24 protein-coding genes are annotated in these 24,272 nt (G+C 71.9%); 13 read left to right on the forward strand and 11 right to left on the reverse strand.

The genetic code is table 11. The features are described from left to right. Window positions 1-188: 188 nt before the first annotated feature. The 4 genes from ACFUO4_RS02665 to ACFUO4_RS02680 form a co-directional block, all read right to left on the reverse strand. The gene (locus ACFUO4_RS02665; protein ID WP_383479158.1) at window positions 189-1,487 is read right to left on the reverse strand and encodes an MFS transporter; all 1,299 of its coding nucleotides are present in this window, start codon (window positions 1,485-1,487) and stop codon (window positions 189-191) included. Next, window positions 1,484-2,590, reverse strand: a complete 1,107-nt coding sequence (locus ACFUO4_RS02670) for a PLP-dependent cysteine synthase family protein (RefSeq protein ID WP_383479161.1) — start codon at window positions 2,588-2,590, stop codon at window positions 1,484-1,486. Before ACFUO4_RS02670 ends, ACFUO4_RS02665 begins: the two co-directional genes overlap by 4 nt. Window positions 2,591-2,728: 138 nt before the next feature. Further along, on the reverse strand, window positions 2,729-3,136 hold the full coding sequence (locus tag ACFUO4_RS02675; protein ID WP_383479164.1) for a hypothetical protein: 408 nt from the start codon (window positions 3,134-3,136) through the stop codon (window positions 2,729-2,731). 179 nt (window positions 3,137-3,315) lie between these two features. Beyond that, entirely contained in the window at window positions 3,316-3,768 is a 453-nt protein-coding gene (locus ACFUO4_RS02680; protein ID WP_079309449.1) for a hypothetical protein, read from the reverse strand. A gap of 197 nt (window positions 3,769-3,965) precedes the next feature. Between ACFUO4_RS02680 and ACFUO4_RS02685 the strand changes: the two genes are divergently transcribed. The 3 genes from ACFUO4_RS02685 to ACFUO4_RS02695 are packed head-to-tail and all read left to right on the forward strand — an operon-like array spanning window position 3,966 to window position 5,927. Continuing rightward, complete coding sequence (locus ACFUO4_RS02685) at window positions 3,966-4,493, forward strand: hypothetical protein (protein WP_383479169.1); 528 nt, start codon at window positions 3,966-3,968, stop codon at window positions 4,491-4,493. Next, complete coding sequence (locus ACFUO4_RS02690; protein ID WP_383479172.1) at window positions 4,480-5,550, forward strand: tyrosinase family protein; 1,071 nt, start codon at window positions 4,480-4,482, stop codon at window positions 5,548-5,550. Before ACFUO4_RS02685 ends, ACFUO4_RS02690 begins: the two co-directional genes overlap by 14 nt. 26 nt (window positions 5,551-5,576) lie before the next feature. Then, the gene (locus ACFUO4_RS02695) at window positions 5,577-5,927 is read left to right on the forward strand and encodes a VOC family protein (protein ID WP_383479175.1); all 351 of its coding nucleotides are present in this window, start codon (window positions 5,577-5,579) and stop codon (window positions 5,925-5,927) included. 76 nt (window positions 5,928-6,003) lie between these two features. Here ACFUO4_RS02695 and ACFUO4_RS02700 read toward each other — a convergent pair whose 3' ends face one another. Beyond that, on the reverse strand, window positions 6,004-7,434 hold the full coding sequence (locus ACFUO4_RS02700; RefSeq protein ID WP_383479178.1) for a DHA2 family efflux MFS transporter permease subunit: 1,431 nt from the start codon (window positions 7,432-7,434) through the stop codon (window positions 6,004-6,006). Window positions 7,435-7,603: 169 nt separating this feature from the next. On the opposite strand from ACFUO4_RS02700, the gene ACFUO4_RS02705 reads away from it, so the two are divergent. After that, entirely contained in the window at window positions 7,604-8,095 is a 492-nt protein-coding gene (locus ACFUO4_RS02705; RefSeq protein ID WP_383479181.1) for a MarR family winged helix-turn-helix transcriptional regulator, read from the forward strand. 46 nt (window positions 8,096-8,141) lie between these two features. On the opposite strand, the gene ACFUO4_RS02710 is transcribed toward ACFUO4_RS02705, so the two are convergent. Beyond that, the gene (locus ACFUO4_RS02710) at window positions 8,142-8,975 is read right to left on the reverse strand and encodes a calcium-binding protein (RefSeq protein WP_383479184.1); all 834 of its coding nucleotides are present in this window, start codon (window positions 8,973-8,975) and stop codon (window positions 8,142-8,144) included. A 170-nt stretch (window positions 8,976-9,145) separates the two neighbouring features. Between ACFUO4_RS02710 and ACFUO4_RS02715 the strand changes: the two genes are divergently transcribed. The 6 genes from ACFUO4_RS02715 to ACFUO4_RS02740 all read left to right on the forward strand — a co-directional run bounded on the left by ACFUO4_RS02715 (window position 9,146) and on the right by ACFUO4_RS02740 (window position 15,946). Next, window positions 9,146-10,351, forward strand: a complete 1,206-nt coding sequence (locus ACFUO4_RS02715; protein ID WP_079309444.1) for a metallophosphoesterase — start codon at window positions 9,146-9,148, stop codon at window positions 10,349-10,351. Between the two features lie 64 nt (window positions 10,352-10,415). Continuing rightward, entirely contained in the window at window positions 10,416-10,949 is a 534-nt protein-coding gene (locus ACFUO4_RS02720; protein ID WP_079309443.1) for a CbrC family protein, read from the forward strand. A 149-nt stretch (window positions 10,950-11,098) separates the two neighbouring features. Continuing rightward, entirely contained in the window at window positions 11,099-11,545 is a 447-nt protein-coding gene (mscL, locus tag ACFUO4_RS02725) for a large conductance mechanosensitive channel protein MscL (protein WP_059190926.1), read from the forward strand. A 167-nt stretch (window positions 11,546-11,712) separates the two neighbouring features. Then, window positions 11,713-13,920: an MMPL family transporter gene (locus ACFUO4_RS02730; protein ID WP_383479189.1), complete on the forward strand. Its 2,208-nt coding sequence runs from the start codon at window positions 11,713-11,715 to the stop codon at window positions 13,918-13,920. Window positions 13,921-14,018: 98 nt separating this feature from the next. Beyond that, window positions 14,019-15,272 carry a sensor histidine kinase gene (locus tag ACFUO4_RS02735; protein WP_383479192.1) on the forward strand — a complete coding sequence of 418 codons (1,254 nt, stop codon included), beginning with the start codon at window positions 14,019-14,021 and terminating at the stop codon, window positions 15,270-15,272. After that, a complete protein-coding gene (locus ACFUO4_RS02740; protein ID WP_383479195.1) occupies window positions 15,269-15,946 on the forward strand; it encodes a response regulator in 678 nt (225 codons plus the stop codon). Before ACFUO4_RS02735 ends, ACFUO4_RS02740 begins: the two co-directional genes overlap by 4 nt. Here ACFUO4_RS02740 and ACFUO4_RS02745 read toward each other — a convergent pair. The 3 genes from ACFUO4_RS02745 to ACFUO4_RS02755 are packed head-to-tail and all read right to left on the reverse strand — an operon-like array spanning window position 15,943 to window position 18,484. Continuing rightward, a complete protein-coding gene (locus ACFUO4_RS02745; RefSeq protein ID WP_079309438.1) occupies window positions 15,943-16,590 on the reverse strand; it encodes a 3-oxoacid CoA-transferase subunit B in 648 nt (215 codons plus the stop codon). The two genes, ACFUO4_RS02740 and ACFUO4_RS02745, sit on opposite strands and share 4 nt — an antisense overlap. Beyond that, window positions 16,587-17,282 carry a 3-oxoacid CoA-transferase subunit A gene (locus ACFUO4_RS02750; RefSeq protein ID WP_383479198.1) on the reverse strand — a complete coding sequence of 232 codons (696 nt, stop codon included), beginning with the start codon at window positions 17,280-17,282 and terminating at the stop codon, window positions 16,587-16,589. Before ACFUO4_RS02750 ends, ACFUO4_RS02745 begins: the two co-directional genes overlap by 4 nt. Then, entirely contained in the window at window positions 17,279-18,484 is a 1,206-nt protein-coding gene (locus ACFUO4_RS02755) for a thiolase family protein (protein ID WP_079309436.1), read from the reverse strand. Before ACFUO4_RS02755 ends, ACFUO4_RS02750 begins: the two co-directional genes overlap by 4 nt. Before the next feature lie 71 nt (window positions 18,485-18,555). Here ACFUO4_RS02755 and ACFUO4_RS02760 point away from each other — a divergent pair, with 71 nt between their 5' ends. Then, window positions 18,556-19,437 (forward strand): LysR substrate-binding domain-containing protein, encoded by an 882-nt coding sequence (locus ACFUO4_RS02760; protein ID WP_383479201.1) that lies wholly within the window; start codon window positions 18,556-18,558, stop codon window positions 19,435-19,437. 39 nt (window positions 19,438-19,476) lie between these two features. On the opposite strand, the gene ACFUO4_RS02765 is transcribed toward ACFUO4_RS02760, so the two are convergent. Next, entirely contained in the window at window positions 19,477-20,214 is a 738-nt protein-coding gene (locus ACFUO4_RS02765; RefSeq protein WP_383479204.1) for a dienelactone hydrolase family protein, read from the reverse strand. A 239-nt stretch (window positions 20,215-20,453) separates the two neighbouring features. Next, complete coding sequence (locus tag ACFUO4_RS02770) at window positions 20,454-20,969, reverse strand: putative immunity protein (RefSeq protein WP_383479207.1); 516 nt, start codon at window positions 20,967-20,969, stop codon at window positions 20,454-20,456. 346 nt (window positions 20,970-21,315) lie between these two features. Between ACFUO4_RS02770 and ACFUO4_RS02775 the strand changes: the two genes are divergently transcribed. Together ACFUO4_RS02775 and ACFUO4_RS02780 are read left to right on the forward strand one after the other, a co-directional pair. Continuing rightward, window positions 21,316-22,731: a family 2B encapsulin nanocompartment shell protein gene (locus tag ACFUO4_RS02775; RefSeq protein WP_383479210.1), complete on the forward strand. Its 1,416-nt coding sequence runs from the start codon at window positions 21,316-21,318 to the stop codon at window positions 22,729-22,731. A 54-nt stretch (window positions 22,732-22,785) separates the two neighbouring features. After that, window positions 22,786-24,261, forward strand: a complete 1,476-nt coding sequence (locus ACFUO4_RS02780; protein ID WP_383479213.1) for a family 2 encapsulin nanocompartment cargo protein terpene cyclase — start codon at window positions 22,786-22,788, stop codon at window positions 24,259-24,261. The last annotated feature ends 11 nt before the right edge of the window (window positions 24,262-24,272 follow it).

Raw genomic sequence — 24,272 nt, forward strand, 5'->3', positions numbered from 1 at the left:
GCGGTCCTTGACAGACCCGGCGGGACGAAAGGCTCGTCGTGGGCCGCCTCGTCACCGCCCCCGGCGAACCGGACCGGGCGTCTTCGGCCTCGGCCCCTTCGCGGACACCCGAGCCCGCCGCACGACGCAACCCAGGGCGGGGGCGGGTCGGCAGCGCGCCCGCCCCCGCCTGGCTCCGCGGCCCCGGATCAGGCCGCGACAGGCCGAGGTCGGGAAGCCGGAGCGGCAAGACGCCCGGTGCGGTGCAGCCCGTAGAGGCCGGCCGCGCAGGCGAGGCCGAGTGCCGTCAACGCGATCCACGGCAGCGCGGACATGCCCGCCTCACGGGCGGCATCGAGCGCGACGCCGGTGAGCAGGTTGCCCAAGGTGATGCCGATGCCGCAGATCGTGTTGTACAGGCCGTAGTGCGTGGCCACGAGGCGGTCACCGGAGAGCCGGACGATGGTGTCCATCTCGAAGGGGTACGCGATCATCGTGCCGACGGCCAGCAGCAGCGCGGTGAGGGTCGGGGGCAGGGCTGCCAGCAGCCACAGTCCGACACCGGACGCCGGCACAGGAACGGCGGTGGCCGCCAGCAGCGGTACGAACGCGACGCCCATCACGGCCAGCCCTCGGGTGAGGGCCTGTCCCGGTTCGTACCGGGTCCTGCACCAGGCGGTCACCCGTGTCTGCCCGAGGATCGTGCCGAGTCCTGAGACCGCGAAGAGCAGCGCCACCGCCGCCGTAGCGAACTCGCCCTCGCCACCGATTCGGCGCACCTCCAGCGGCAGCGCGAGATACACCTGGAAGGACAGCACGTAGGAGCCGACCATGGCACCCGAGAAGAGCAGGAACGGCCGGTTGGCCAGGATGCCGCACCACTGGGCCAGCACGCCGTCGCCGCTCTCGCCCTGCCGGCCCGCGGTGTCCGCGGCGCGGCGGGCGGGCAGTGCGTGGAGCTGTACGACGCTCAGCAGCGCGAAGATCCCGGCGGCGACCAGGCAGGTGACACGGAAGTCCACCCCGGTCAGGACCATCCCGGCCAGCGGGCCCAACAGGATTCCGGCCTGGTAGAAGACGTTGAACAGGGCGAACGCCTCGACCCTGCGCTCCCCCGCGTCGGCGGCCAGGTACGCCCGGACCGCCGGGTTGAACAGTGCCCCGGCGAGCCCGGTGGCCGCCGACGCGGCGATCAGCGCGGCGAGTGAGTCGACCAGGCCGAGCATCGCGAAGCCGACGGTGCGCAGCACGCAGCCCGCCACGATCATCGGCTTGTACCCGAGGCGGTCCGCGAGGGTCCCGCCGACGAGGAACATCCCCTGCTGGCTGAAGTTGCGCACGCCCAGCACCAGTCCGACGACCCAGCCGGCCAGGCCGAGGGTGCCGGACAGATGGGCGGCGAGATAAGGCATCAGCATGTAGAAACCGAGGTTGATGGTGAACTGATTGACCATCAGCAGCTGGACGCTGCGTTCGTACGTGCGGACCTGTGCGAGGGTGCCCTTCACCGGCTCTCCTCCTCCGCCTGGTCGCCCGGGTCCGCCGTGAGCGGATCGGCCACGGTGGTGCAGCGGGTCCAGCGGGTCACCTCCTTCTCGTCCGCGCGGCCGATCACCTCGGGTTCGGGCGCGGGCGGGGAGTCGAGCAGGCCGTGGGCGGCGCAGTAGTCGTCGTCGAACACCGTGCCGAGGTAGCGCTGCGGCCCGTCGGGGAAGATCGCCGCGATGCGGGTCCGAGCGGGCAGGGTGCGGGCCAGCCATCCGGCGACCAGGGCGACCGCCCCCACGCTCCAGCCGCCGGTCGCGTAGTGGGACGTGGCCAGTTGACGGCAGGTCCACACCGCCTCGGCCGGTGCCACCCAGTGGACCTCGTGGAAAACGTCGTAGGCGACGTTGCGGGGATAGATGCTCGACCCCAGGCCGCGCATCAGCCGCGGCCGGGCGGGCTGTCCGAAGATCGTCGAACCGATGGTGTCGACCCCGACCACCGTCACCTCGGGGTAGAGCTGCTTCAGCACGCGGGAGACCCCGGCGGAGTGTCCCCCGGTGCCCACGCTGCACACCAGGACGTCGATGTGGCCGAGTTCGGCGGCCAGTTCCAGGGCGAGCGGGGTGTAGGCGCTGGTGTTGTCGGGGTTGTTGTACTGGTCCGGGCACCACGACCCGGGGTGCTGGTCCAGCAGGGAGCGGACCCGCTCGCGGCGGGCCTGCTGCCAGCCGCCGGTGGGGTGCGGTTCCGCGACGACGTCGACCTCGGTGCCGTACGCGGTCAGCAGCCGGGTCATGGACGGCTCCAGACCGGGGTCGGTGACCAGGGTGACCGGGTGGCCGTGGACCAGGCCGGCCAGGGCCAGGCCCAGGCCGAGGGTGCCGCTGGTGGACTCGATGACCCGGGCGCCGGGTCGCAACTCGCCGCGGGCGCGGGCCCGTTCCACCATGTGCAGACCGGGCCGGTCCTTGATACCGCCGGGATTGAAGCCCTCCAGCTTGGCCCAGAAGCCTCGGTCCGCGGGAGTCAGTGGCTCGGACACCCGCAGCAGCGGCGTGTCGCCCACCAGCGCCGCCAGGGCGGACCGGTCGGGCGTGACGGTGGTGTGCGTCTGTGACTGCATCTCGTTCGCTCTCGCTCGATGAATACGCGTGCGTGCTCATCTCGCGCCTCGGGCCGGACGGCGGACGGTGACCTGTCCGTGCGTGCGAAGCCCGTGGCGCGGCAACCGACACGGTGCGGCCGGCTGCGGACGGGAGGTCTAGATGCGCCACCGCGAGGTGCGAACGAGCGCGGTCCTGCCGGCACGTCTTCCGCGGCGGCGATACGGCGTCCGGCCGGCGACCGGCCCCACCCGGGCCACGGATACGCCGACGAGTACGGCGGTCCCCACCTCGGGGGGCGCGTGCTGCGCCGCTTGACCCGTCACCAGGACGGCTGCGTCCAGGGCGCATTCCTCGTCGCCGTGGTGCCGATGAGGCCCGTGGGGCGCCGGGTCGCCCGCGACCGACGCCAGCTGTGACGTGACGGCGGAGTGCGGCCGTCCCTCCCCGCCGGACACGCCGTGGACGAGGGCGCACAGGCCGATCACCGCCGGCAGTGCGGCACGCAGCAGGACGAGCAGCGAGTGCCCCAGGGCAGGCGTGGGCGTACGGAAAGGTGACGGCACAGGTCCTCCCTGCGCACGCCGCCTCTTCGGTCACGGCTGATGCAGCCGGCGACCGAAGGGAGCGTGACGGGCGTGGTGGTGGGAGCGGGACGGAGTCGACGGCGGCGATGCCGCGTCCACGGTCGTGGTGGGCGGGTGCAGACGCGAGGTCTGTCGACCGCCACTCGCGACCCCGGCCTCTAGACCTGTCGCACCACGGACGATCCGCGAGCGGCAGACGGCACGGCGGCGAGCACCGGCCCACCGAAGGCCCGCTGGGCCAAGTGCGTCCCAGTAACGGCGGATTCGCCAACCGACACTGCAAAGGACGGGGGCGTCAGTACCGGTCCTTGCTGTGGCTGGCCGGACACGCAGTGCTCGTTCGGATGCGAGAAGCCGTGACCCTCACGCGGCTCGCCTGTCGCGGCGAGCCGGGACACGGTCTGTTCGTCGGTCACGTCGGCCTCCACGGCGACCGAGACGACTGCGAGCCCCGTCACGCCGGTGACCAGGTGTCCTTCGGCGCTCTCGGCATGGAGGCCATGGGTGAACACGACGCCGAACAGCAGCACGGCCAGGGCCGACACCCGCAGCGGCGGACCCGCAGCGACGCGGACCCGCGGCACACGCAAGAGTGACCAGGCCGTAATCATGCCGTGATACTAGCGGCTGACGGACCTGGGACCGCCAACTCCCGCGCCACAGCGCTCAACGCGCCACGACATGACCGATTTGCATCGGCGAGGTGCTCACCACGCCGACACCACGCGGTTCCGGTACGCCCTGCTCACCGCCCCTCGTTCAGACGCCCCCGGTCGCGCGGACGGACGACGGATTCAACGCTGGAGACATGGCACCATCCCCAGCCGCACCCAGCACGGCCGCCCTCACCAAGGGGGGAGCCTCGCTGGTGGACCTGCTCGTCGACGCTCCCGAGATCCGGATCGCCGTCACCGGCCCCCGGATGCTCATCGAGCAGCTGATCCTGGTCACCACCCTCTCCCCCTTCGACGGCTGCACCGCCCCCCGCCTCCAGGAACTCGCCGACACCCTGGAAGGGAGCATTCACTGCGGCCTGGTCGGCGTTCAGCCCGCACGGATCGAGGTCGCCTCGAACCGTTCCGGCGTCCTGCTCCAGATCGACCTGGGTCCCGCGAGCATGTACCAGAGCGAGCTGGCCCTCCGGACGAGGACCGGTGAGACACTCCGCGCGCTGATCAGCCGGCTGCTGAGCGACGACCCCGGCCGCCCGTTCTTCGCGGGGCTGTTCGCCGTGCCCGCCACCGGCCACCTGGAACACCAGCATCCATCCGGCGACGAACCCCCTCACCCCGGCCACGACCACCAGGGCGGAGGGCACAGCCATGGACATCCGTAGGAACGCCGTCGACCTCACCTCCCAGGAACGAGACAGGTTCCTGGAAGCCGTCATCCGCCTCAAGCACCGGCCCGCCCCGGCGGGCCCCGCGGGCGTGAGCGTCTACGACCAGTTCGTCGCCCTGCACAGCGCCGTCATGACCGTGCTCCCGCCGGGATCGCCCCCGAACCCGCCCGTCAACTACGCCCACTGGAACATCGGGTTCTGCGCCTGGCACCGCCAGTACGTCAGACAGTTCGAAAAGGCGCTCCAGGCCGAGGTGCCCGGCGTCACCGTCCCCTACTGGGACTGGACCGATCACACGGGCGCCCTCGACCGGCTGTTCACCGGCGGCTTCCTGGGCTCTCTCCACTCCGGCACCCCCGCACCGCTCACCGACAGTGTGCTGCGCAGCCCGGTCCCACCGGCCGAGCGCCCGGCCTGGTGGCCGACCGACATCCCGGGAGCGAAGGGTTTCCCGATCCACCCCCTTCTGGCCGAGGGCTTCGGGACCAGACTGGCCAGGGGAAGAGGCGCACTCACATGGCCCCCGGGCACGGCACAGATCGCCCAGCTCGAACAGCTCGTGCGGCAACAGCCCGGCGCGCACCCCTTCTGGTTCTTCTGGGCAGCGCTGGAAGAGGGCTTCATGGCCCAGGCCGCGGGCGGGTCACAGGTGTTCGCCCCCACCCACAACACCGGACACAATTTCATCGGCGGCCACATGTCCGGTGCCTTCTCGCCCAACGATCCCGTCTTCTGGCTCCACCACGCCAACGTCGACCGCCTGTGGGCCACTTGGCAGACCCGGCGCCTCGCCGCAGTCCCCGGTTCGAAGCCGAAGGACCACTACCCGCCGCCGCAGCAGCCCTCGCCGTCCACCGGCAAGCCACAGCCGCCCGGCCATGGCCTGAACGACAGGATGTGGCCGTGGGTGGGCGCGACGCCCGGCTACGAGACGGCCCAGCCACCCCAGCTCAAGGCGCTCCTGCCGGACTTCTCCGGCGACGACGCCGTGACCGTGCTCGACGTGCTGGACACGCAGACCATGGACGCCGCGGGCTACCGCTACGCCTGAGCGAGTCGACGATCCAGGAGTCAGTCATGATCAGCGGTGCGCATGTCATCGTCTACAGCCAGGACGCCGAGAAGGACCGCGCCTTCATCCGTGACGTCCTCGGTTTTCCCGGCGTCGACGCGGGCGGCGGGTGGCTCGTCTTCAAGCTGCCCCCGGCCGAAGTCGCCGTACACCCGACGGACGGCCCGCCCCAGCACGAGTTCTACCTGATGTGCGACGACCTCGACGCTCAACTCGAGGCGTTCCGCGCCCAGGGCGTCGAGGTCAGCCGCCCGATCAGCGAACAGCGCTGGGGCAGACTGACGGCGGTCCGGCTCCCGAGCGGCGCCGAACTTCCGCTGTACCAACCGCTGCACCCCGTCGCCCACAGCTTGTGACCCCACGGCCGTGCTGGTGGCGGCGCGGAACCCGGCGTACGGGTCCGGCCGGCCGCCCCGCGCGCTCCGGACGCGGTCACGCGTCGACCGCCTCGCGTCGGCCGGCCGGCCGGGTCGACGCGGCGACGCGGGCCGCGCGGTCCGGCATGGTGAAGGCGAAGAGCGCGGCGACCGCGGAGACGGCCGCGAGTACGAGGTAGGCGTGCTGGAAGGCGGAGACGGGCGGATGGGCGTCGGCGCCCGTGCCGACCGCGGTGGCCGAGGCCAGCACCACGGTCACCACGGCGGGTGCGGCGGCGTTGGCGGCCTGCCGTACCACGGTGTTGAGGGTCGAGGCGTGCGAGACGTCGGCCTTCGCTATGCCGGTGAACGAGGCGACCGTGGTCGGCATGAACACCCCGCCCATCGCCGCGCCGAGCAGGAACATCAGCCCCCGGAACGCCCACAGTGAGGACTCCGCGTCCAGCCGGGAGAAGGCCACCAGCACCAACGCCACCCCGAGCAGTCCGCAGCCCGCGATGCGGCGCGGCCCGACCCGCGCGTAGAGCGGGCCGACGAGCTGGACGGTGAGCAGGACACCGAGAGCCTCGGCGAAGGTCGCGGAACCGGACTCCCATGCGCTCAGACCCAGGCCCTCCTGGAGGAAGAGCGGGCCGAGGAACATCGCCCCCATGAAGCCGATGAAGCCGATGAACGCCGTGATGTTGGTGTCGCGGAAGAGCCGGTCGGCGAAGAGGCTGACCCGCAGGGCCGGTTCGGACACCCGCAGTTCGACCGCCACGGCCGCCGCCAGCAGGACCACGCCGCCGATCAGCCCGGCCAGCACCGGCGGGCTCCCCCAGCCCATCTCAGCGCCCTCGCTCACGCCGAACATCAGCCCGGCGGTGCCGAACGCGGTGAGCACCAGGCCCGGCACGTCGAGGCGGCCGGGGACGTGGTCCCGGTGCCGGTCCAGGAAGAGCAGTCCGAAGACCAGCACCGCGACGCCGATGGGGAGGTTGGCGTAGAACACCCAGCGCCACGACAGGTGGTCGACGAGCCAGCCCGCCCCCATGGGGGCCAGGGCGGGCGCCACCTGCTGCGGGATGATCATGTAGCGGGAGACCTTGACCTGCTCGGACAGGCTGAAGGTGCGGTAGAGCAAGGCGGCGGTGACCGGCAGCAGGATCCCGGCCGCCAGGCCCTGGAGGGCACGCCAGGCGACGAGTTCGCCGAGCGAGCCGGCCCCGCCGCAGAGTCCCGAGGCGAGGGTGAAGACGGCGAACGAGACGAGCACCGTGCTCCGGCCGCCGAAGCGGTCCCCGAGCCACGCCGACACGGGGACGGCCAGGCCGACACAGACGGGGTAGACCACGACGACGGCATCGAGGCCCGCGGTGGCGAGCCCGAAGTCCCGTCCGATGGAGGGCAGGGCGACCGTGGTCCCGGCTCCGTCCACGATGGACATGAACGCGGTGACGACACAGACGACGGGGACGACGATGCGCTGGGTGAGGCGTACGGACACATACTGAGCATACTCAGTTTGAGTAACCTCAGTGTTTCCAGGAGCCCTTCCTCCGCACCGGGACGGCCGGTCGCCCGACGGCCCGCCGCCCGCATGCGGTAGGAACGGACACGCGGCGCACAGCAGTTGTGGCCCGAGAAGACAAGCCGACGACGACGGGAGCGCCACGGTGAGGGACGTACCGGGCAGCAGCGATCCATTGATCGACGAGATGTTCGCCACCACGCACCGGCTGCGGACCTACGTCGACGGACGGCTGGCCGAGAAGGGCACCTCCGTGGCACGGCTGCGCGCCCTGCGTTTCCTCGCCCACACCGCCGAGCCGATGCGGATGCGCGACCTCAGCGACATGCTGGGCATCGCCGCCCGCACCGCGACCAGCCTGGTGGACGCCCTGGAACGGGACGGCCTCGTGGCACGGCTGCCCCACCCCACCGACCGTCGCGCCCATCTGCTCGCCCTCACCGACGCGGGCCGCTCCCGCCACCAGGAGGCGGAGGACCTGGACCGGGAGGCCCTGAGCACGGCCACCGGCGCCCTCACCGCCGAGGACCGCGCCACCCTGCGCACGCTCCTCGGCCGCATCCGGGACACGGTCGACGCCGCCCCGAAACACCCCCAGCCCGCCGGTACGACACCGGGCGGACGTCAGTCGGAGTAGGCCGGTACCGCGACATCGACGGCTGTTGTGCGTGATGCCAGTCGGTTCAGGAGCGTACGTCCACGTAGTCGCCGGCCGCCTTGGCGGGCCCCGTGGTGGACGAGCCGGGGAAGTTCCAGCGCCAGTAGCCGTCCTTGACCGCCTTCACGGTGGTGCGCAGGGTGCCCGTGCTGCTGGTGTTCACCGTGGCCACCGTGGTGTAGGTGCTGCTGCCCTTGGGCCGGAACTGCAGCTTCACCGCCCGGCCCGCGTACCCCGCGTACCGGTAGGTGTCCCAGTTGGCCCGCACCAGTTTGCCGGTGACGGTGATCCGCGCACCCTTCACCACCGGTTCCGGGGCGGCGTCGACGGTGAGCCGCGCGGCGCGCTTGAGGGCGAACGACCCTGCCCCGGGGGCGAAGACGGAGTCGCCGTCGACCGCGTCGACCAAGGCGTCCACCGACCAGGTGCCCGCGTTGGCGTTGGCCAGGTCCACCGGGTCGTCGCTGCCGGGGGCCGGGTGGGCGTTGACCGTGAACGTCGTCGTGCACGACGTGGCGGTCTCGCAGAACGCGTCGGTGGTGTAGAAGCCCCCGTGAGGTCCCTTCAGGTCCACATCGGCGAAGGACAGCCCGGAGTCGTCCGATCCGGTGACCGTGACCGGGAAGACCACGTCGCGGGTGATCCCCACGATGACGTCATGCCCGGAGTTGACCACCGCGCCGCCGACCACGGGCGCGCCGGCCGGGCTGTCGGACACGGCACCAGCCGAAGCCCCCGCCCCCACCAGCGCGAGGGCGACGGCACCCACCACCGCACCGCGCCTCGCTGCACGGGCCGGTGAGGAGACCTCACGCCCGTCGGTCTGTCTGACGCCCGCCATCGCGACGTACCGGCTCATCGATCCTCCAAAGGAGACGCACCGCGCCTCCAACCACTGCCCCAGCGAGGGAAGTTGGCGGCAAGCACGGAAAACAGGGCTGTGTCGCCCCGTACGACCACCGAACCGGCCCGACCGTTGCCCGGCAGCAGGCATCATGTGTCGGACAGGACAGCAGGAGGAGCAGCAGCGTGACCGACACCAGCGACACCCGGCCCGCAGACGGTGCGGCACCAGAGGCCCGGCCGAGTCCCGTGCTCCGTCTGGTGCGCTACCTCCCCTTGATCGCCCCCGTGCTGCTGTGGACCGTGCCCTGCGGGGTGCTGCTGTTCACCGGCCAGCACTGGCCGCTGCCCGTCACGCTGGCCGGCACCCTCCTGTGCGCCCTCGGGCTGGTCGGTATGCCGTTCGCGATGGTGCGTGGCCACGGCCGGCGCCAGCAGGACCGGGCGGCGATCATCGGTGACAGCCTCCTGGGCGGCAGCTGGGTCCTGTTCACCTGGTCCGTGCTGCTCGGCGTGCTGCTGCGACCGGCCCTGAGCCTGGCCGGTGTCGGGGACGGACAGGACCGGGCCCGTATCGTCACCTGGTCCGTTCTCGGTGTGACCGCCGCGCTGCTCGCCTGGGGGTCCTACGAGGCCCGGCGCGTCCCCCGCGTACGCGAACTCGACGTCCGCCTCCCGCGCCTGGGAGCCGGGCTCGACGGCACCCGAGTCGTCCTCGTCACCGACACCCACTACGGGCCCCTCGACCGCGCCCGCTGGTCGGCACGGGTCTGTGAGGTGGTGAACACCCTGGAGGCCGACCTGGTCTGCCACACCGGCGACATCGCGGACGGCACGGCCGAACGCCGCCGCGCCCAGGCCACCCCGCTCGGCACCGTGAAGGCCACCCGGGCCCGGGTGTACGTCACCGGCAACCACGAGTACTACAGCGAGGCCCAGGGCTGGGTCGACCTCATGGACGAGCTGGGATGGGAACCGCTGCGCAACCGCCATCTGCTGCTCGAACGCGGCGGCGACACCCTCGTCGTCGCCGGCGTGGACGACGTCACCGCCGAATCCTCCGGCCTGGCCGGGCACCGCGCCCATCTCGCGGGGGCCCTCGACGGCGCCGATCCCGATCTCCCCGTGCTGCTCCTGGCCCACCAGCCCAAGTTCATCGACCAGGCCGCCGCCGCAGGCGTCGACCTCCAGCTCTCCGGGCATACCCACGGCGGTCAGATCTGGCCCTTCCACCACCTGGTCCGCATCGACCAGCCCGCCCTCGCCGGCCTCACCCGGCACGGCACCCGGACCCTCCTCTACACCAGCCGCGGCACCGGCTTCTGGGGCCCGCCCTTCCGGGTCTTCGCCCCCAGCGAGATCACCCTGCTGGTGCTCCGCTCCGCCCCGTAGGACCTGGTCCGTCCCGTCCGCCGGACAGCTTGATCGGGGGCTGTCCGGCCAACAGACTGCACGGGTGAGCCCTCGACTTCCCGTCTTCCGCTATCACCCCGATCCGATCGCCAGCGGGTCCCTCCGCGAGAGCACCGAGACCTGTGCGTGCTGCAACCGCGCCACGGGGTGGATCTACACCGCGACGTTCTACACCGCCCAGGAGGTCAGCGGGAGCTTCTGCCCGTGGTGCATCGCGGACGGCAGCGCGGCCGAACGGTTCGACGGCGAGTTCATGGACGCCTACGGACTCGCGGGCGTCAGCGAGGAGATCCTGCACGAGGTCACGCGTCGTACCCCCGGCTTCCACGCCTGGCAGGATCCGCACTGGCTGACCCACTGCGACGACGCGGCCGCCTTCCTCGGCGAGGTCGGCCACCGCGAACTCGCGGCCCACCCCGAGGCCCTCGACCAACTCCGGCAGGATCTGCGCCTCGGCGGCCGGCACGACGCTGCGCGACTCGAGGAGTTCCTGACCCACCTCGGCGAATCCGCCACCGCGATGCTCTTCCGCTGCACCGTCTGCGGCACCCACCTCGCCTACGCCGACGCCTCGTAATCGAACGCGTCCGACGGCCAGGCTCCTGGGTTCACTTGAACGAGTGAGGCAGTTGGACGCCGGACAGGTCGAACGGCAGCATGGCCGCCGTCGGCCGCCCGGCCGTCGTGTTCCCGGTGCCTCGTCGCACCTCATCTCGGGAGTGTTCAGTGCTCAAGGGTTTCCGTTCGTTCCTGCTGCGCGGCAACGTCGTCGATCTGGCGGTCGGCATCGTCATCGGTGCCGCGTTCACCGCGGTCGTCACCGGATTCGTCACCGCGTTCCTCACACCGCTGATCGGTGTGGCGACCGGCGCGGTCGGCGACTTCAGCAAGCAGGAGTTCACCGTCGCCGGGACCGCCTTCCCGTACGGGGCCTTCCTGAACGCCCTGATCAGTTTCCTGCTGGTCGCCGCCGTGATCTACTTCGCCGTCGTGCTCCCGGTGGGCCGGCTCCAGGAGCGCTTCAACCCGGTCAAGGACCAGCCGGTCGCCAAGGTCGACTGCCCGGACTGCCTGAGCACCGTGCCCGCGGCGGCGGTCCGCTGCGCCTTCTGCACCGCCGAACTCGCCGGCCGCCCCGGGTTCCCGGCCCAGGCGACCGCGTCCGTCGGCTGACCGACCTCCGCTGATCCGCCCAGCGTCTCCTCCTTGAGGATGAGACGGGCGAGCTGCCTTGGTGCCCTCGTATCAAGCGCAAGTGCGGACAGCCGCACGATGCCCGGACACGTCCGGTCCGGCCAGGCTGGTGACACATCCCGAACCAGACCTGGAGACCCGTTTCCGTGGCTACCTTGCTCTACCGGCTGGGCCGAACCGCCTTCCGGCGTCGCTGGCTTGTGACCCTGTTGTGGGCGGTGATCCTCGGCGCCGTCGGCGTCGGTGCCGCCAAGGCGCCCGCCGCCTCCGACAGCGGTACCTCCTTCATGCCCGGCATCGAGGCGCAGAAGGCCTTCGATCTGATCGGAGAGCGCTTCCCCGGCTCGTCCGCGAACGGGGCGAACGCGCGGATCGTGTTCGTCGCCCCCGACGGCGAGAAGGTGACGGCCGCCGGCAACCGGGCCGCCATCGGCGCCTTCGTCAAGGAGGCCGGGGCCGCGCCCCAGGTCTCCGGCGCCGTCGACCCGTTCGCCGCGAAGGCGGTGAGCAAGGACGGCACCACCGCGTACGCGACCGTCACCTACAAGGTCGAGGCCGACGATCTCACCGACGCCGACAAGGCCGTGCTGGAGAAGGCCGTCGACCAGGCCCGCGACTCCGGGCTCACGGTCGAGGTCGGCGGCACCGCGCTCGCCGAGCAGCCGGCGGCGGGCGGCTCCTCCGAGGCGATCGGCATCGTCCTGGCCGCGGTCGTCCTGCTGATCACTTTCGGCTCCCTGGCAGCGGCGGGGCTTCCGCTGCTGACCGCCGTCATCGGCGTCGGGATCAGCGTGGCGGGCGTCCTGGCGCTGGGCAGCGTCTTCGGGCTGTCCATGACCACGGGCACCCTCGCCTCGATGCTCGGACTCGCGGTCGGCATCGACTACGCCCTGTTCGTGGTCTCGCGGTACCGGGAGGAACGCGCGAACGGGCACGACCCGCGTGAGGCGGCCGGTCTGGCAGTCGGCACGGCCGGTTCCGCCGTCGTCTTCGCCGGACTCACCGTGGTCATCGCGCTCGCGGGCCTGTCCGTGGTGGGCGTGCCGATGCTGACGAAGATGGGCCTGTGCGCGGCGGGCGCGGTGATCGTCGCCGTACTGATCGCCCTCACTCTGGTCCCGGCCCTGCTGGGCATGTGGCCCCGTGCCGTGCTCTCCCGCGCCACCCGCAAGGGCGGCCGTGCCACCGCGGCGGCGGACAACGGCGGTACGCGCTGGGCCCGGTTCGTGCTGCGCCGCCCGGTCGCCGTGCTGGTGACGACCGTCGTGGGCCTCGGCGCCCTGGCCCTGCCCGTCACCCAGCTGGACATGGGGATGCCGGGCGCGGAGTCCAAGCCGGTCTCCTCGACCGAGCGGCGTGCCTACGACGCGCTCGCGCACGGCTTCGGCGCGGGCTTCAACGGCCCCCTGACGATCGTGGTCGACGCCCGGGGTGCGGACGACCCCGAGGCGGCCGCGGCCGCGATCGCCCGGCAGATCGGTGGCACGCACGGGGTGGTGTCCGTCTCGCCCGCACGGTTCAACCCGGCCGGCGACACGGCCCTGTTCTCCGCGGTCCCGGCCACCGGCCCGAACGACGAGAAGACCCAGGACCTCGTCCACACCATCCGCGCGGAACGCGCCGCTCTGGAGCGGGACACGGGCGCGACGTTCGAGGTCACCGGCAGCACCGCGATGGACATCGACGTCGCCCAGGCCCTCCAGGACGCCCTCGTGCCCTACCTGGCCGTCATCATCGGCCTCGCCCTGGTGCTGCTGCTCGTCGTCTTCCGTTCCGTGCTCGTCCCCGTCAAGGCCGCCTTCGGCTTCCTGCTGAGCGTGCTGGCCGCCCTCGGCTCGGTGGTCGCCGTCTTCCAGTGGGGCTGGGGCGCGGGACTGCTCGGCGTGGAGCAGCCGGGCCCGATCATGAGCCTGATGCCGATCTTCCTGGTGGGCATCGTCTTCGGCCTCGCCATGGACTACGAGGTCTTCCTCGTCGCCCGGATGCGGGAGGCCTACGTCCACGGCGACCGGGCACCCCAGGCCGTCGTCACCGGCTTCCGGCACAGCGCACGGGTCGTCAGCGCCGCGGCCGTCATCATGATCGCGGTCTTCTCGGGGTTCGTCGGCGCCGCCGAGTCGATGATCAAGACGATCGGTTTCGGACTCGCCGTCGCGGTGCTGTTCGACGCGTTCGTCGTCCGCATGGCGCTCGTGCCCGCGGTACTGGCCCTGCTGGGCGACAAGGCCTGGTGGCTGCCGAAGTGGCTCGACCGGCTGCTGCCCCGCGTCGACGTCGAGGGCAGCGGCCTGGCCGGGACACGCCCACAGGCCGCCGGCGAGCAGCCCGCGGCGCCGGATCCGGTCCGCGTCTGAGCGGTACGACGGAGGCCGCGGCACCCACACCGGGGCGTCGCGGCCCACCGTATGTGAGCATGACCTTCTCCCCCTCCTCGGATCGCCCTCGGAGTGCGATGAACACAAGCCGGCAGCGCTGGGCAGCGGCACGCCCCCAAGCCGCCGAGGCGGGGGCGCTGGCGCTGGCGGCCGTGGTCACGATCAGCGGTGTCGTGTTCACCCGTACGTTCATGTCCACTCCGCCGCTCTGGCCCGCCCTCGCCCTGGCCGTCGTCGCCTGTGCCGCACTCCACTGGCGACGCGTCCGGCCGGTGCCGGTGCTGGCCGTCACCCTGCTGTGCACCATGGGCGTCGGCGCGCTCGGCTATCTGCTGACGCCGCTTCTGATGGGACCGCTGCTGGCCGCGCAGTACTCGCTGAGCGTGCACTGTCCGCGCCGCACCACCTGGAGCAGCGCGCTGGCCGCCGCCCTCGGCATGGTGGCCACCGGACTGTTCTTCCCGCCGTTCGAGCGCTCGCCCGTCCTGTCCATCGTCAACCCGACGGCCTGGGTGCTGCTGGCCGCGGCCTTCGGCAGCTACGTCCGGGTACGCCGCGAGTACGCCGCCGCCCGCGCCGAACACGCCGCCCGGGAACGTGAGGAGGAGGCCAGGCACCGGGTGTTCCAGGAACGGATGCGCATCGCCCGGGAGTTGCACGACGTGGTCGCCCACCATCTGACGCTCGCCGACGCCCAGGCCTCGACCGCCGCCCATCTCGCGGCGACCCACCCCGACCAGGCGCTGGACATCATCGGCAAGCTGCCGCAGACCACCTCCGCCGCCCTGCACGAGCTCAAGGCCGCGGTCGGGCTGCTGCGCCAGGACTCCGATCACGGCGACGACCTCACCCCGGCGCCCGGACTGCGCGACCTGCCCGCCCTCGTCGAGACGTGCGCGGCGGCCGGCCTGACGGTGACCGTCGGCGTCGAGGGACACGAGCGCCGGCTCACCCCGGTGCTGGACCTGACGGCGTACCGGATCGTCCAGGAGGCGCTCACCAACGTCAGCAAGCACGCCGCCACCCCGGCCGCGCGAGTCCGCCTCCGCTACGCCCCGCACCGGCTGACCCTGAGCGTCACCAACGACGCGGCCCCCGGCGGACCGCCGGACATCACCGGAGGGTTCGGTCTGGTCACGATGCGCGAGCGGGCCACCGCCGCGGGCGGCACCTTCCACGCGGGCCGCCGCCCGCAAGGCGGCTTCGAGGTCGCCTGCACCCTCCCGCTCGACGACCGCGACGAGAGCCCCGGGGAAGCTCTCGGGGAAGACCTCGGGGAACTCCGTCACGGCAGCCGCGCGACCCGTCCTCACGAAGGCCCCGCCCTATGACCATCCGCGTCCTGCTCGCCGACGACCAGGCGCTGCTGCGCGCCACCTTCCGCATCCTCATCGACTCCGTCGAGGACCTGACCGTCGTCGCCGAGGCCGCCGACGGCCAGGAGGCCGTCGATCTGGTGGCCGAGCACCGTCCCGACGTGGTGCTCATGGACATCCGGATGCCCAACCTCGACGGAGTGTCCGCCACCGCCGCCATCTGCGCCCGGCCGGAGCTCTCCGGGACTCACATCCTCGTCCTCACCACCTTCGAGAACGACGAGAACGTCGCCAAGGCCCTGCGGGCCGGCGCGAGCGGCTTCCTCGGCAAGGGCGTCAGCCCCGACGTCCTGCTGGCCGGCATCCGCACGGTCGCGGCGGGCGAGGCCCTCCTGTCGCCCGCCGCCACCCGGGCCCTGATCGCCCGCTTCCTCGCCACGCCCGAAACCGACGGCTTCCTGGCCCTGCCCGACGCCGTCCAGGCCCTCACCGACCGCGAGCGCGAGGTCGTGGCTCTGGCCGCGCACGGCAAGTCCAACGCCGAGATCGCCGACCGGCTGGTGCTGAGCCCGCTGACCGTACGCAGCCACATCCACCGCGCCATGACCAAACTGGACGCCCGCGACCGCGCCCAACTGGTCGTCATCGCCTACCAGAGCGGCCTGGTCAAGCCCCACCCGCACCGCTAGGGCAGCGTGATGCCGCACCGGTGCGCGAGTTCGCCGGCGTCGATGCCGTACGTCTCCCGGATGCGTACGCCATCGGGGCCGACGTCGAAGACGCCGTGGTCGGTGTAGACGCGGCTGACGCAGCCGACGCCGGTGAGCGGGTAGGTGCAGCGCGGTACGAGCTTGGGTTCGCCGGTGCGGGTGAACAGGGTCATCATCACGTAGACGTCCTTGGCGCCGATGGCGAGGTCCATGGCACCGCCGACGGCGGGGATGTCGTCGGGTTTCCCGGTGGTCCAGTTGGCGAGGTCACCGTTGAAGGCGACCTGGTAGGCGCCGAGGACGCAGACGTCGAGATGTCCGCCGCGCATCATGGCGAAGGAGTCGGCGTGGTGGAAGTAGGCCGCTCCCGGCAGTTCGGTCACCGGGACCTTGCCGGCGTTGGTCAGGTCGGGGTCGATCGCGTCGCCCTCGGCCTTCGGGCCCATGTTGAGCATGCCGTTCTCGGTGTGCAGCACCACACCGGAGCCGGCCGGCAGATGGTCGGCGATCTTGGTGGGCTGTCCGATGCCGAGGTTGACGAAGGACCCGGCCGGGATGTCGCGGGCGATGACGGCGGCCAGCTCGTCCATCGAGAGACGGTGGTCGGTGTACGCGGTGGTCATCGTGCCCCCTGGACGGTGTAGTGACGGGCCGTCACCTGGACGATCCGGTCGACGTAGATGGACGGGGTGACGACGGCCTCGGGGTCGAGTTCGCCGGCCTCGACGACCTGCTCGACCTGGACGATGGTCGTGGTCGCCGCGGTGGCCATGACCGGTCCGAAGTTGCGGGCGGTCTTGCGGTAGACGAGGTTGCCCAGCGTGTCCGCGGCATGGGCGCCGATCAGCGCGTAGTCGCCCTTGATCGGGTACTCCAGCAGATACGTGCGGCCGTCGATCTCCCGCACCTCCTTGCCCTCGGCCAGCGGTGTGCCGACCGCGGTCGGGCAGTAGAAGGCGCCGATCCCGGCCCCGGCCGCGCGCATCCGCTCGGCGAGATTGCCCTGCGGCACCACCTCCAGCTCGATCTTCCCGGCGCGGTAGAGGTCGTCGAAGACCCAGGAGTCGGCCTGGCGCGGAAAGGAGCACAGCACTTTGCGCACCCGTCCGGCGGCCAGCAGCGCGGCCAGTCCGACGTCGCCGTTGCCGGCGTTGTTGGACACGATCGTGAGGTCCTTCGCGCCCTGCCGGATGAGCGCGTCGATCAGGTCGAAGGGCATCCCGGCCAGTCCGAATCCGCCGACGAGGACGGTGGAGCCGTCCTCGATCCCGGCGACCGCGGCGTCCGCGCTCTCGACGATCTCCGCCCGGCTCATCGGCCCTCCCCCGTGACATCGCAGTTCTCCAGTACGACGGCCAGGCCCTGGCCGACCCCGATGCAGATCGCGGCGACGCCGTAGCGCTGCCCCGTCTCGCGCAGCACCTTGGCCAGCGTGGCGAGGACACGGCCGCCCGAGGCACCCAGCGGGTGGCCGATGGCGATGGCGCCGCCCTTCTGGTTGACGATCGCGGGGTCGATCTTCCACGCGTCGAGGCACGCGAGGGACTGCACGGCGAAGGCCTCGTTGAGTTCGACGGCGCCCACCTGGTCCCAGCCGATCCCGGCCCGGGCCAGTGCACGGTTGGCGGCCTCGACGGGGGCGTAGCCGAAGGCCTGGGGTTCCAGGGCCATGACGCCACGGCCGGCGATGCGGGCGATCGGGTCGGTCCCGATCGTGGCCGCCGCCCGCTCGCTGCCCAGCAGCACCGCGGAGGCACCGTCGTTGAGCGGGCTGGCGTTGCCCGCGGTGATGGTGCCGCCCTGTTCGGGGGTACGGAAGACGGGCTTGAGCCCGGCGAGCGTCTCGGGCGTGGAGCCGGGGCGGATGCCCTCGTCGCGGGTCAGGTCCACGCCCTCGACCGGCGCGACCAGATCGTCGTAGAAGCCGGACTCCCAGGCGGCGTGGGCGAGTCGGTGGGAGCGGGCGGCGAACTCGTCCTGCCGCTCCCGGGTGATGCCGAAGCGCTCCCGGAGCTGTTCGTTGGCCTCGCCGAGGCTGATCGTCCACTCCTTCGGCATGCGCGGGTTGACCAGCCGCCAGCCGAGCGTGGTGGAGACCGCGGTGACATCGCCGACCGGGAACGGCTTCGCCGACTTCGGCAGCACCCACGGCGCCCGCGTCATCGATTCGACGCCACCGGTCAGCACCACCTCGGCGTCGCCGGACTCGATCGTGCGGCTCGCCGTCATCGCCGCGTCGAGGCTGGAGCCGCAGAGCCGGTTGACCGTGGTGCCGGGCACGCTGACCGGGAGTCCGGCGAGCAGTGCCGCCATGCGGCCGACGTTGCGGTTCTCCTCGCCGGCGCCGTTGGCGTTGCCCCAGACCACGTCGTCGATCGCGGCGGGGTCGAGGTGCGGCACCCTGGCGAGCGTCGAGGTGATCGCGGCGGCGGCGAGGTCGTCGGGGCGGACGCCGGCCAGCGCGCCGTTGAAGCGGCCGAACGGCGTCCGGGTGGCGGCGTAGAGGAATGCGGTCATGGTGACGACGGTAGTCCGCGCGCTAGATATCCTGAAGTACGTATATCCGCGTCGATTGATATGGACGACATATGGATCTTCGCCACCTCAGGTACTTCGTCGCGGTGGCCGAGGAGCGGCACTTCGGCCGTGCCGCCGAGCGGCTGCACATGGCGCAGCCACCGCTCTCGCAGCAGATCCGCCAGCTGGAGGCGGAACTCGGCGTCGAGCTGCTGCACCGCACCACCCGTCGCGTCGACCTCACCGAGGCGGGCCGCGCCTACCTGGAGCGGGCGCGCGCGATCCTCGCCGAGGTCGACGAGGCCGCCCAGCACGCCCGCCGGGTCGCCGCCGGGTCGGTGGGCCACCTCGCGATCGGGTGCGTGGGATCGGCGACGTACAGCCTGCTGCCCGCACTCTCCCGGCGGCTCACGGAGGAACTCCCCGGCGTCGACTTCTCCTTTCGCGGCGAGATGCTCGCCCCCGACCAGGTCGAGGCGCTGCGCACGGGCGCGATCGACGTCGCGCTGCTGCGCCCGACGGCGGCCGACCTGTCCCTCGCGGTGCACACCCTGCGCCGGGACCGGCTGGTGGTCGCCGTGCCGGTCGGGCACCGGCTCGCCGGGCGCAAGCGGCTGCGCGTCGCGGACCTCGCCGGCGCCGACCTGATCGTGCACTCGGCCGACCGCCGGTCGGTGATGTACGACGTGGTGCTGGGCCTGCTGCGGGACGCCGGCGTCGAGCCGCACATCCGGCACGAGGTCGGCGAGACCTCGACGCTCGTCACCCTGGTGGCCGGCGGCCTCGGCGTCGCCGTCGTACCCGAGCCCGTGACCGCGCTGACGCTCGACGGCGTGGCCTATCTGCCGCTGGCCGGGGCCGGCGCGCGCGTGGAACTGGCCGTCGCCCACCGCGCCGACCGCGCCGAACCGCATCTGGCGCGGACGGTGGGGATCATCCGGTCGGCGTTCTGAAGCGTCGTACGACGCCCGGCCCACGCCCGTACGGGAGGCTCAGGTCCTGCCGGACAAGGTGCGGCCGAGAAGGGCCAGCAGGCGATCCCAGTGGAGCCGCAGGGCGGTGGCGTCGAAGGCGTCGGTGTCGGACATGGTGAAGCCGTGGACGGTACCGGGGTAGATCTCGGAGGTGTAGGTGACACCCGCCGCGTCCAGGGCCTTGTCGAGCTCGCCGAGGGCCTCGGGCGTCAGGTCGCTCTCGGCATGGCCGAAGTGGACCTCCGCGGTGAGCTCGGCCAGGCTGTCCGGTCCGTCGGCTCCCACGGGGGCGTGGAACGCGGCGAGGGCGGCCACCCGGCCGGGGTGAGCCGCGGCGGTGCGGGTGGCCGACAGGCCGCCGATGCAGTAGCCGGTCACCGCGACCGGTCCGGCGCTGACCTCGGGCTGAGCGGTGAGGAACCCGAGGTAGGCGTCCGCGTCGCTCAGGACGCGTTCCGGGGTGTGCGCCTCGATCAGGGGCATCAACCGGGCGAAGATCGCGGGCCGGGCCTCTTCTCCGATGTGCTCGGGGAGGTCGGTCACCGGTGCCGGGCCGTGCCGGTAGAAGAGGTTGGGCACGAGCACGTAGTAGCCGTGTGCGGCCAGTTGACGGGCCATGTCCCGCAGCACGGGCCGGATGCCGAAGCCGTCCGGGTACATCAGCACGCCGGGGTGGTGCGCGCCGTGGTCGGGGAAGGCGGCGAAGGCGTCGGCCCGGCCGTCCGCGGTGGGAATCAGCAGCGTCGAGACGGTCATGAACTCTCCTGTCGTGGTGGATGTGTCGAGCCTGCGATCAACACGACGGAGGCGGAGCCCGCGCGGCGGCACGGGCTCCTCGGTCCAACAGCGGGCCCGCACCGGCCCGTTCGGCGCTCAGAACAGCACCGGGTCACCTGTCCGTGTGTGGCGCGATGCCGTCCCGGTAGTCATGTTCCGCAACATAGCCCAGCGAGCAGGACCGTCGTCAACCCGTCCGCTCCACGCCGTCCGTGGGGTCAGCAGTCGAAGACGGACCAGCAGATGTCGTTCCGCAACCGCTGGTCGTCGAGGACCAGTTCGCGAATCGTCTCCGGAAGCTGATCACGCTGCCATCGGCACTCGCGTCGGCCCGCCGCCTCGCTCTCGGTTTTCGGTGCGGCGGCGCGTACGGCTTTGATCGCGTAGGCGGCCGCGCCGAGTTCGTGCGCGGCGACGTGTGCGACGACCGCGGCCTGACCGGCGGCGTAGGCGGCGTGCCGGGCCGCTCCCCGCAGGTCGCGAGCGGCGCCCATGGCATGGCCGCCCGCCGCCCGGGCCTCCATCATCCTGACCTCGCCGCGTGTCCAGGCGCGGGCGTGCTCGATGGCCCGGCGCGGACGCGGGTCCTCGGGCCGCGCCGTCTCGAAGAGGCCGAGGACGTGTTCCGCGCAGGCTGCCGCCCAGAGGGCGAGGAGATGGTGATCGGCGTCGGTGAGGGTGCCGCCCCGGCGGATCGTGACGAAGCGGGGGTCCCTGACCTTCGGGAGGATCACGGTGGGTCTTCCTTCCTGCCGGCTTTCGCATCGGTGCGGCTTGATCATGTATCACTCGACCGCTGCCGGACGCCGTTCGGCCTGGTGAGAGGCCTACGGGCCCTGCGGCGGCCCGCGAAGAGTGGCGCGATGTCGCTCTTGGACCGATAAACCGTATTCGAATGATTGTCACCGCTTCGAAGGAAGCAGCTGGCTTCTCCGGGCGAGGCGGCGCAACCGGCCGTTACGGTCCTGCGGTGGATGGATCACCGCCGCCGTCCCGTTCCGTCGCCCCATCCTCCCCGACTCCCGACCGGCGCACAGCTGTGCGCCGACCGTCCGGCCACACAAGGAGCAGCCCACCCCGATGACCGTGGACAGCAGCCCGGAGACCGAGGCCGCACCAGCCGCGCCGCAGCAGTCCCTGAGCACCGCCGCCGCGCGCAACCTCACCACCACCACGAAGTCCGCCCCGCAGATGCAGGAGATCACCTCCCGCTGGCTGCTGCGGATGCTCCCCTGGGTCGAGACCAAGGGCGGCGCCTACCGGGTCAACCGGCGGTTGCGCCATACCCTCGGCGACGGTCGCATCGAGTTCGTGCAGGAGGGAGCCACGGTCCGGGTGATCCCCCGGGAACTCGGCGAACTGGCCCTGCTGCGGGGCTTCGAGGACCTGGACGTCCTCACCGCGCTCGCCGACCGCTGCGCCCAGCGCGACTTCGCCGCCGGCGAGGTCATCGCCTCGCGCGGCAGCCCGGCCGACCGCATCCATCTGATCGCCCACGGGCGGATCAGCCAGTCCGGTGAGGGCAAGTACGGCGGGGAGATCGCCATCGCGGTCCTCGCCGACGGCGCCCATTTCGGTGAGGACGCCCTCCTCGACCCGGACGCCCGCCACGAGTACACGGCCACCGCCGAGACCTCCGGCACCCTTCTCACCCTCTCCCGCGCCGACTTCGCCGCCGTACGGGACTCCGCTCCCGGCCTTCAGGCCCACCTCACCGAGTTCGGCTCCAGCGCACGGCGACCGCAGAACAAGCACGGCGAGGCGGAGATCGCCGTGTCGGCCGGCCATGTCGGCGAGGTCGACGTGCCGAACACCTTCGTGGACTACGAGTTGAAGCCCCGGGAGTACGAACTCTCCGTCGCGCAGACCGTCCTGAGGATCCACACCCGGGTGGCCGACCTCTACAACGGGCCGATGAACCAGACCGAGGAGCAACTCCGGCTGACCATCGAGGCGTTGCGTGAGCGCCAGGAGCACGAGCTCATCAACAACCGCGAGTTCGGGCTGCTCCACAACGTCGACTTCAAGCAGCGCATCCAGCCCCACTCCGGCCCGCCCACCCCGGACGACATGGACGATCTGCTCTGTCGCCGCCGCGGCACCAAGTTCTTCCTCGCCCACCCCCGGACGATCGCCGCCATCGGCCGCGGCTTCAACGCCTACGGGCTCTACCCGGACCACGTCGATGTCGGCGGGCAGTCCGTGCCGGCCTGGCGCGGGGTTCCGATCCTGCCCTGCAACAAGATCCCGATCAGCAGGGAGCAGACCAGCTCCATCATCGCCATGCGCACGGGCGAGAAAAGCCAAGGGGTCATCGGCCTGTGGCAGACCGGACTGCCGGACGAGGTCGAACCGGGGCTCTCGGCGCGCTTCATGGGCATCAACGAGCAGGCCGTCATGTCCTACCTCGTCAGCACGTACTACTCCGCCGCGGTGCTCGTGCCCGACGCGCTCGGCGTCATGGAGAACGTGCAGATCGCCCGCGGTCGCGACTGACGCCCCCTGCGCGCTGAGCGAGCCTGTCCCCGACACCACAGCAAGGAGTAGTGGATGCCCGAATCCGGGCCCCCTGGACCGTCCATCCCCGGGCAGCGGTCGCTGCCTTCCGGCGCCGTGCCGGAGGTTCCGACCCCGGCCGTCCCCGATCCTCCGATCACCGCGGCCGCCTTCGGACTCGATGCCGTACTGCATCCGGCGACCGCTCCCCCGCCGCCTTCGCCGGTCGCCGGCACGCCTGCCGAACCCTCTGCCGAACCCGTCTTTCAGCGGGTCCTGGGCGGGCCGACCGGACTGGGCACCAACTCGCTGTCACTGGCGGGCAGTTCCACGGGGACGGTTCCGTCACCACCGGCCACTGTCACGGAATCCGCCGCTCCGCCCCTGCCGGAGGCCGTGCCCGCGCCCTCGTCAGAGACCGCGTCGGGGGTCGAGCGGGTCCTGGGCGGACCCACCGGCCTGGGCACGGCCTCGCTGTCCCTCGCCCGCACCGCGCACCGGCCGCCGCCGGAATCAGTCCCGGCGCCCCCGGCCACCGCGCCACCCGCCGAAGGCCAGGCCGTACCCGGCCTCTACCACCACCCGATCCCGGAGCCCGACCCCGCGCGCGTCGAGGAGGTGAGCCGGCGGATCAAGCGCTGGGCCGAGGACGAGGTCCAGCTCTATCCCGAGGAGTGGGAGGGGCAGTTCGACGGCTTCTCGGTCGGCCGGTACATGGTCGGCTGCCATCCCGACGCCCCCACGGTCGATCACCTCATGATCGCCACCCGGCTGATGGTCGCGGAGAACGCGGTCGACGACTGCTACTGCGAGGACCACGGCGGCTCACCCGTCGGCCTCGGCGGCCGCCTCCTGCTGGCCCACACCGCGCTCGACCCGCTCCACACCACCCCGGAGTACGCGCCGTCCTGGCTGGAGTCGCTCGGCTCGGACCCGCCGCGGCGCGCCTATCGCAGTGCCATGGACTACTTCACCGCCATGGCCTCGCCCTCCCAGGTCGACCGCTACCGCCACGACATGGCCCGGCTGCACATGGGTTACCTGGCCGAGGCCGCCTGGGCCGAGACCGACCACGTCCCGGAGGTGTGGGAGTACCTGGCCATGCGCCAGTTCAACAACTTCCGCCCCTGCCCCACCATCACCGACACCATCGGAGGCTACGAACTACCAGCCGACCTGCACGCCCGGCCGGAGATGCAGCGCGTCATCGCCCTGGCCGGCAACGCGACCACCATCGTCAACGACCTGTACTCGTACACCAAGGAACTCGCCGCCCCCGGCCGGCACCTGAACCTGCCCGTGGTGATCGCCGACCGGGAGAAGCTCTCGGAGCGCGACGCCTATCTCAAGGCGGTCGAGGTCCACAACGACCTCATGCACGCCTTCGAGGCGGCGGCGGCCGACCTGGCCGCGGCCTGCCCGCTGCCCCCCGTGGTGCGCTTCCTCAAGGGCGTGGCCACCTGGGTCGACGGCAACCACGACTGGCATCGCACCAACACCTACCGCTACAGCCTGCCCGCCTTCTGGTAAGGAACGGACAC

It is taken from the genome of Streptomyces sp. NPDC057280, from assembly GCF_042668605.1.
Lineage (GTDB): Bacteria > Actinomycetota > Actinomycetes > Streptomycetales > Streptomycetaceae > Streptomyces.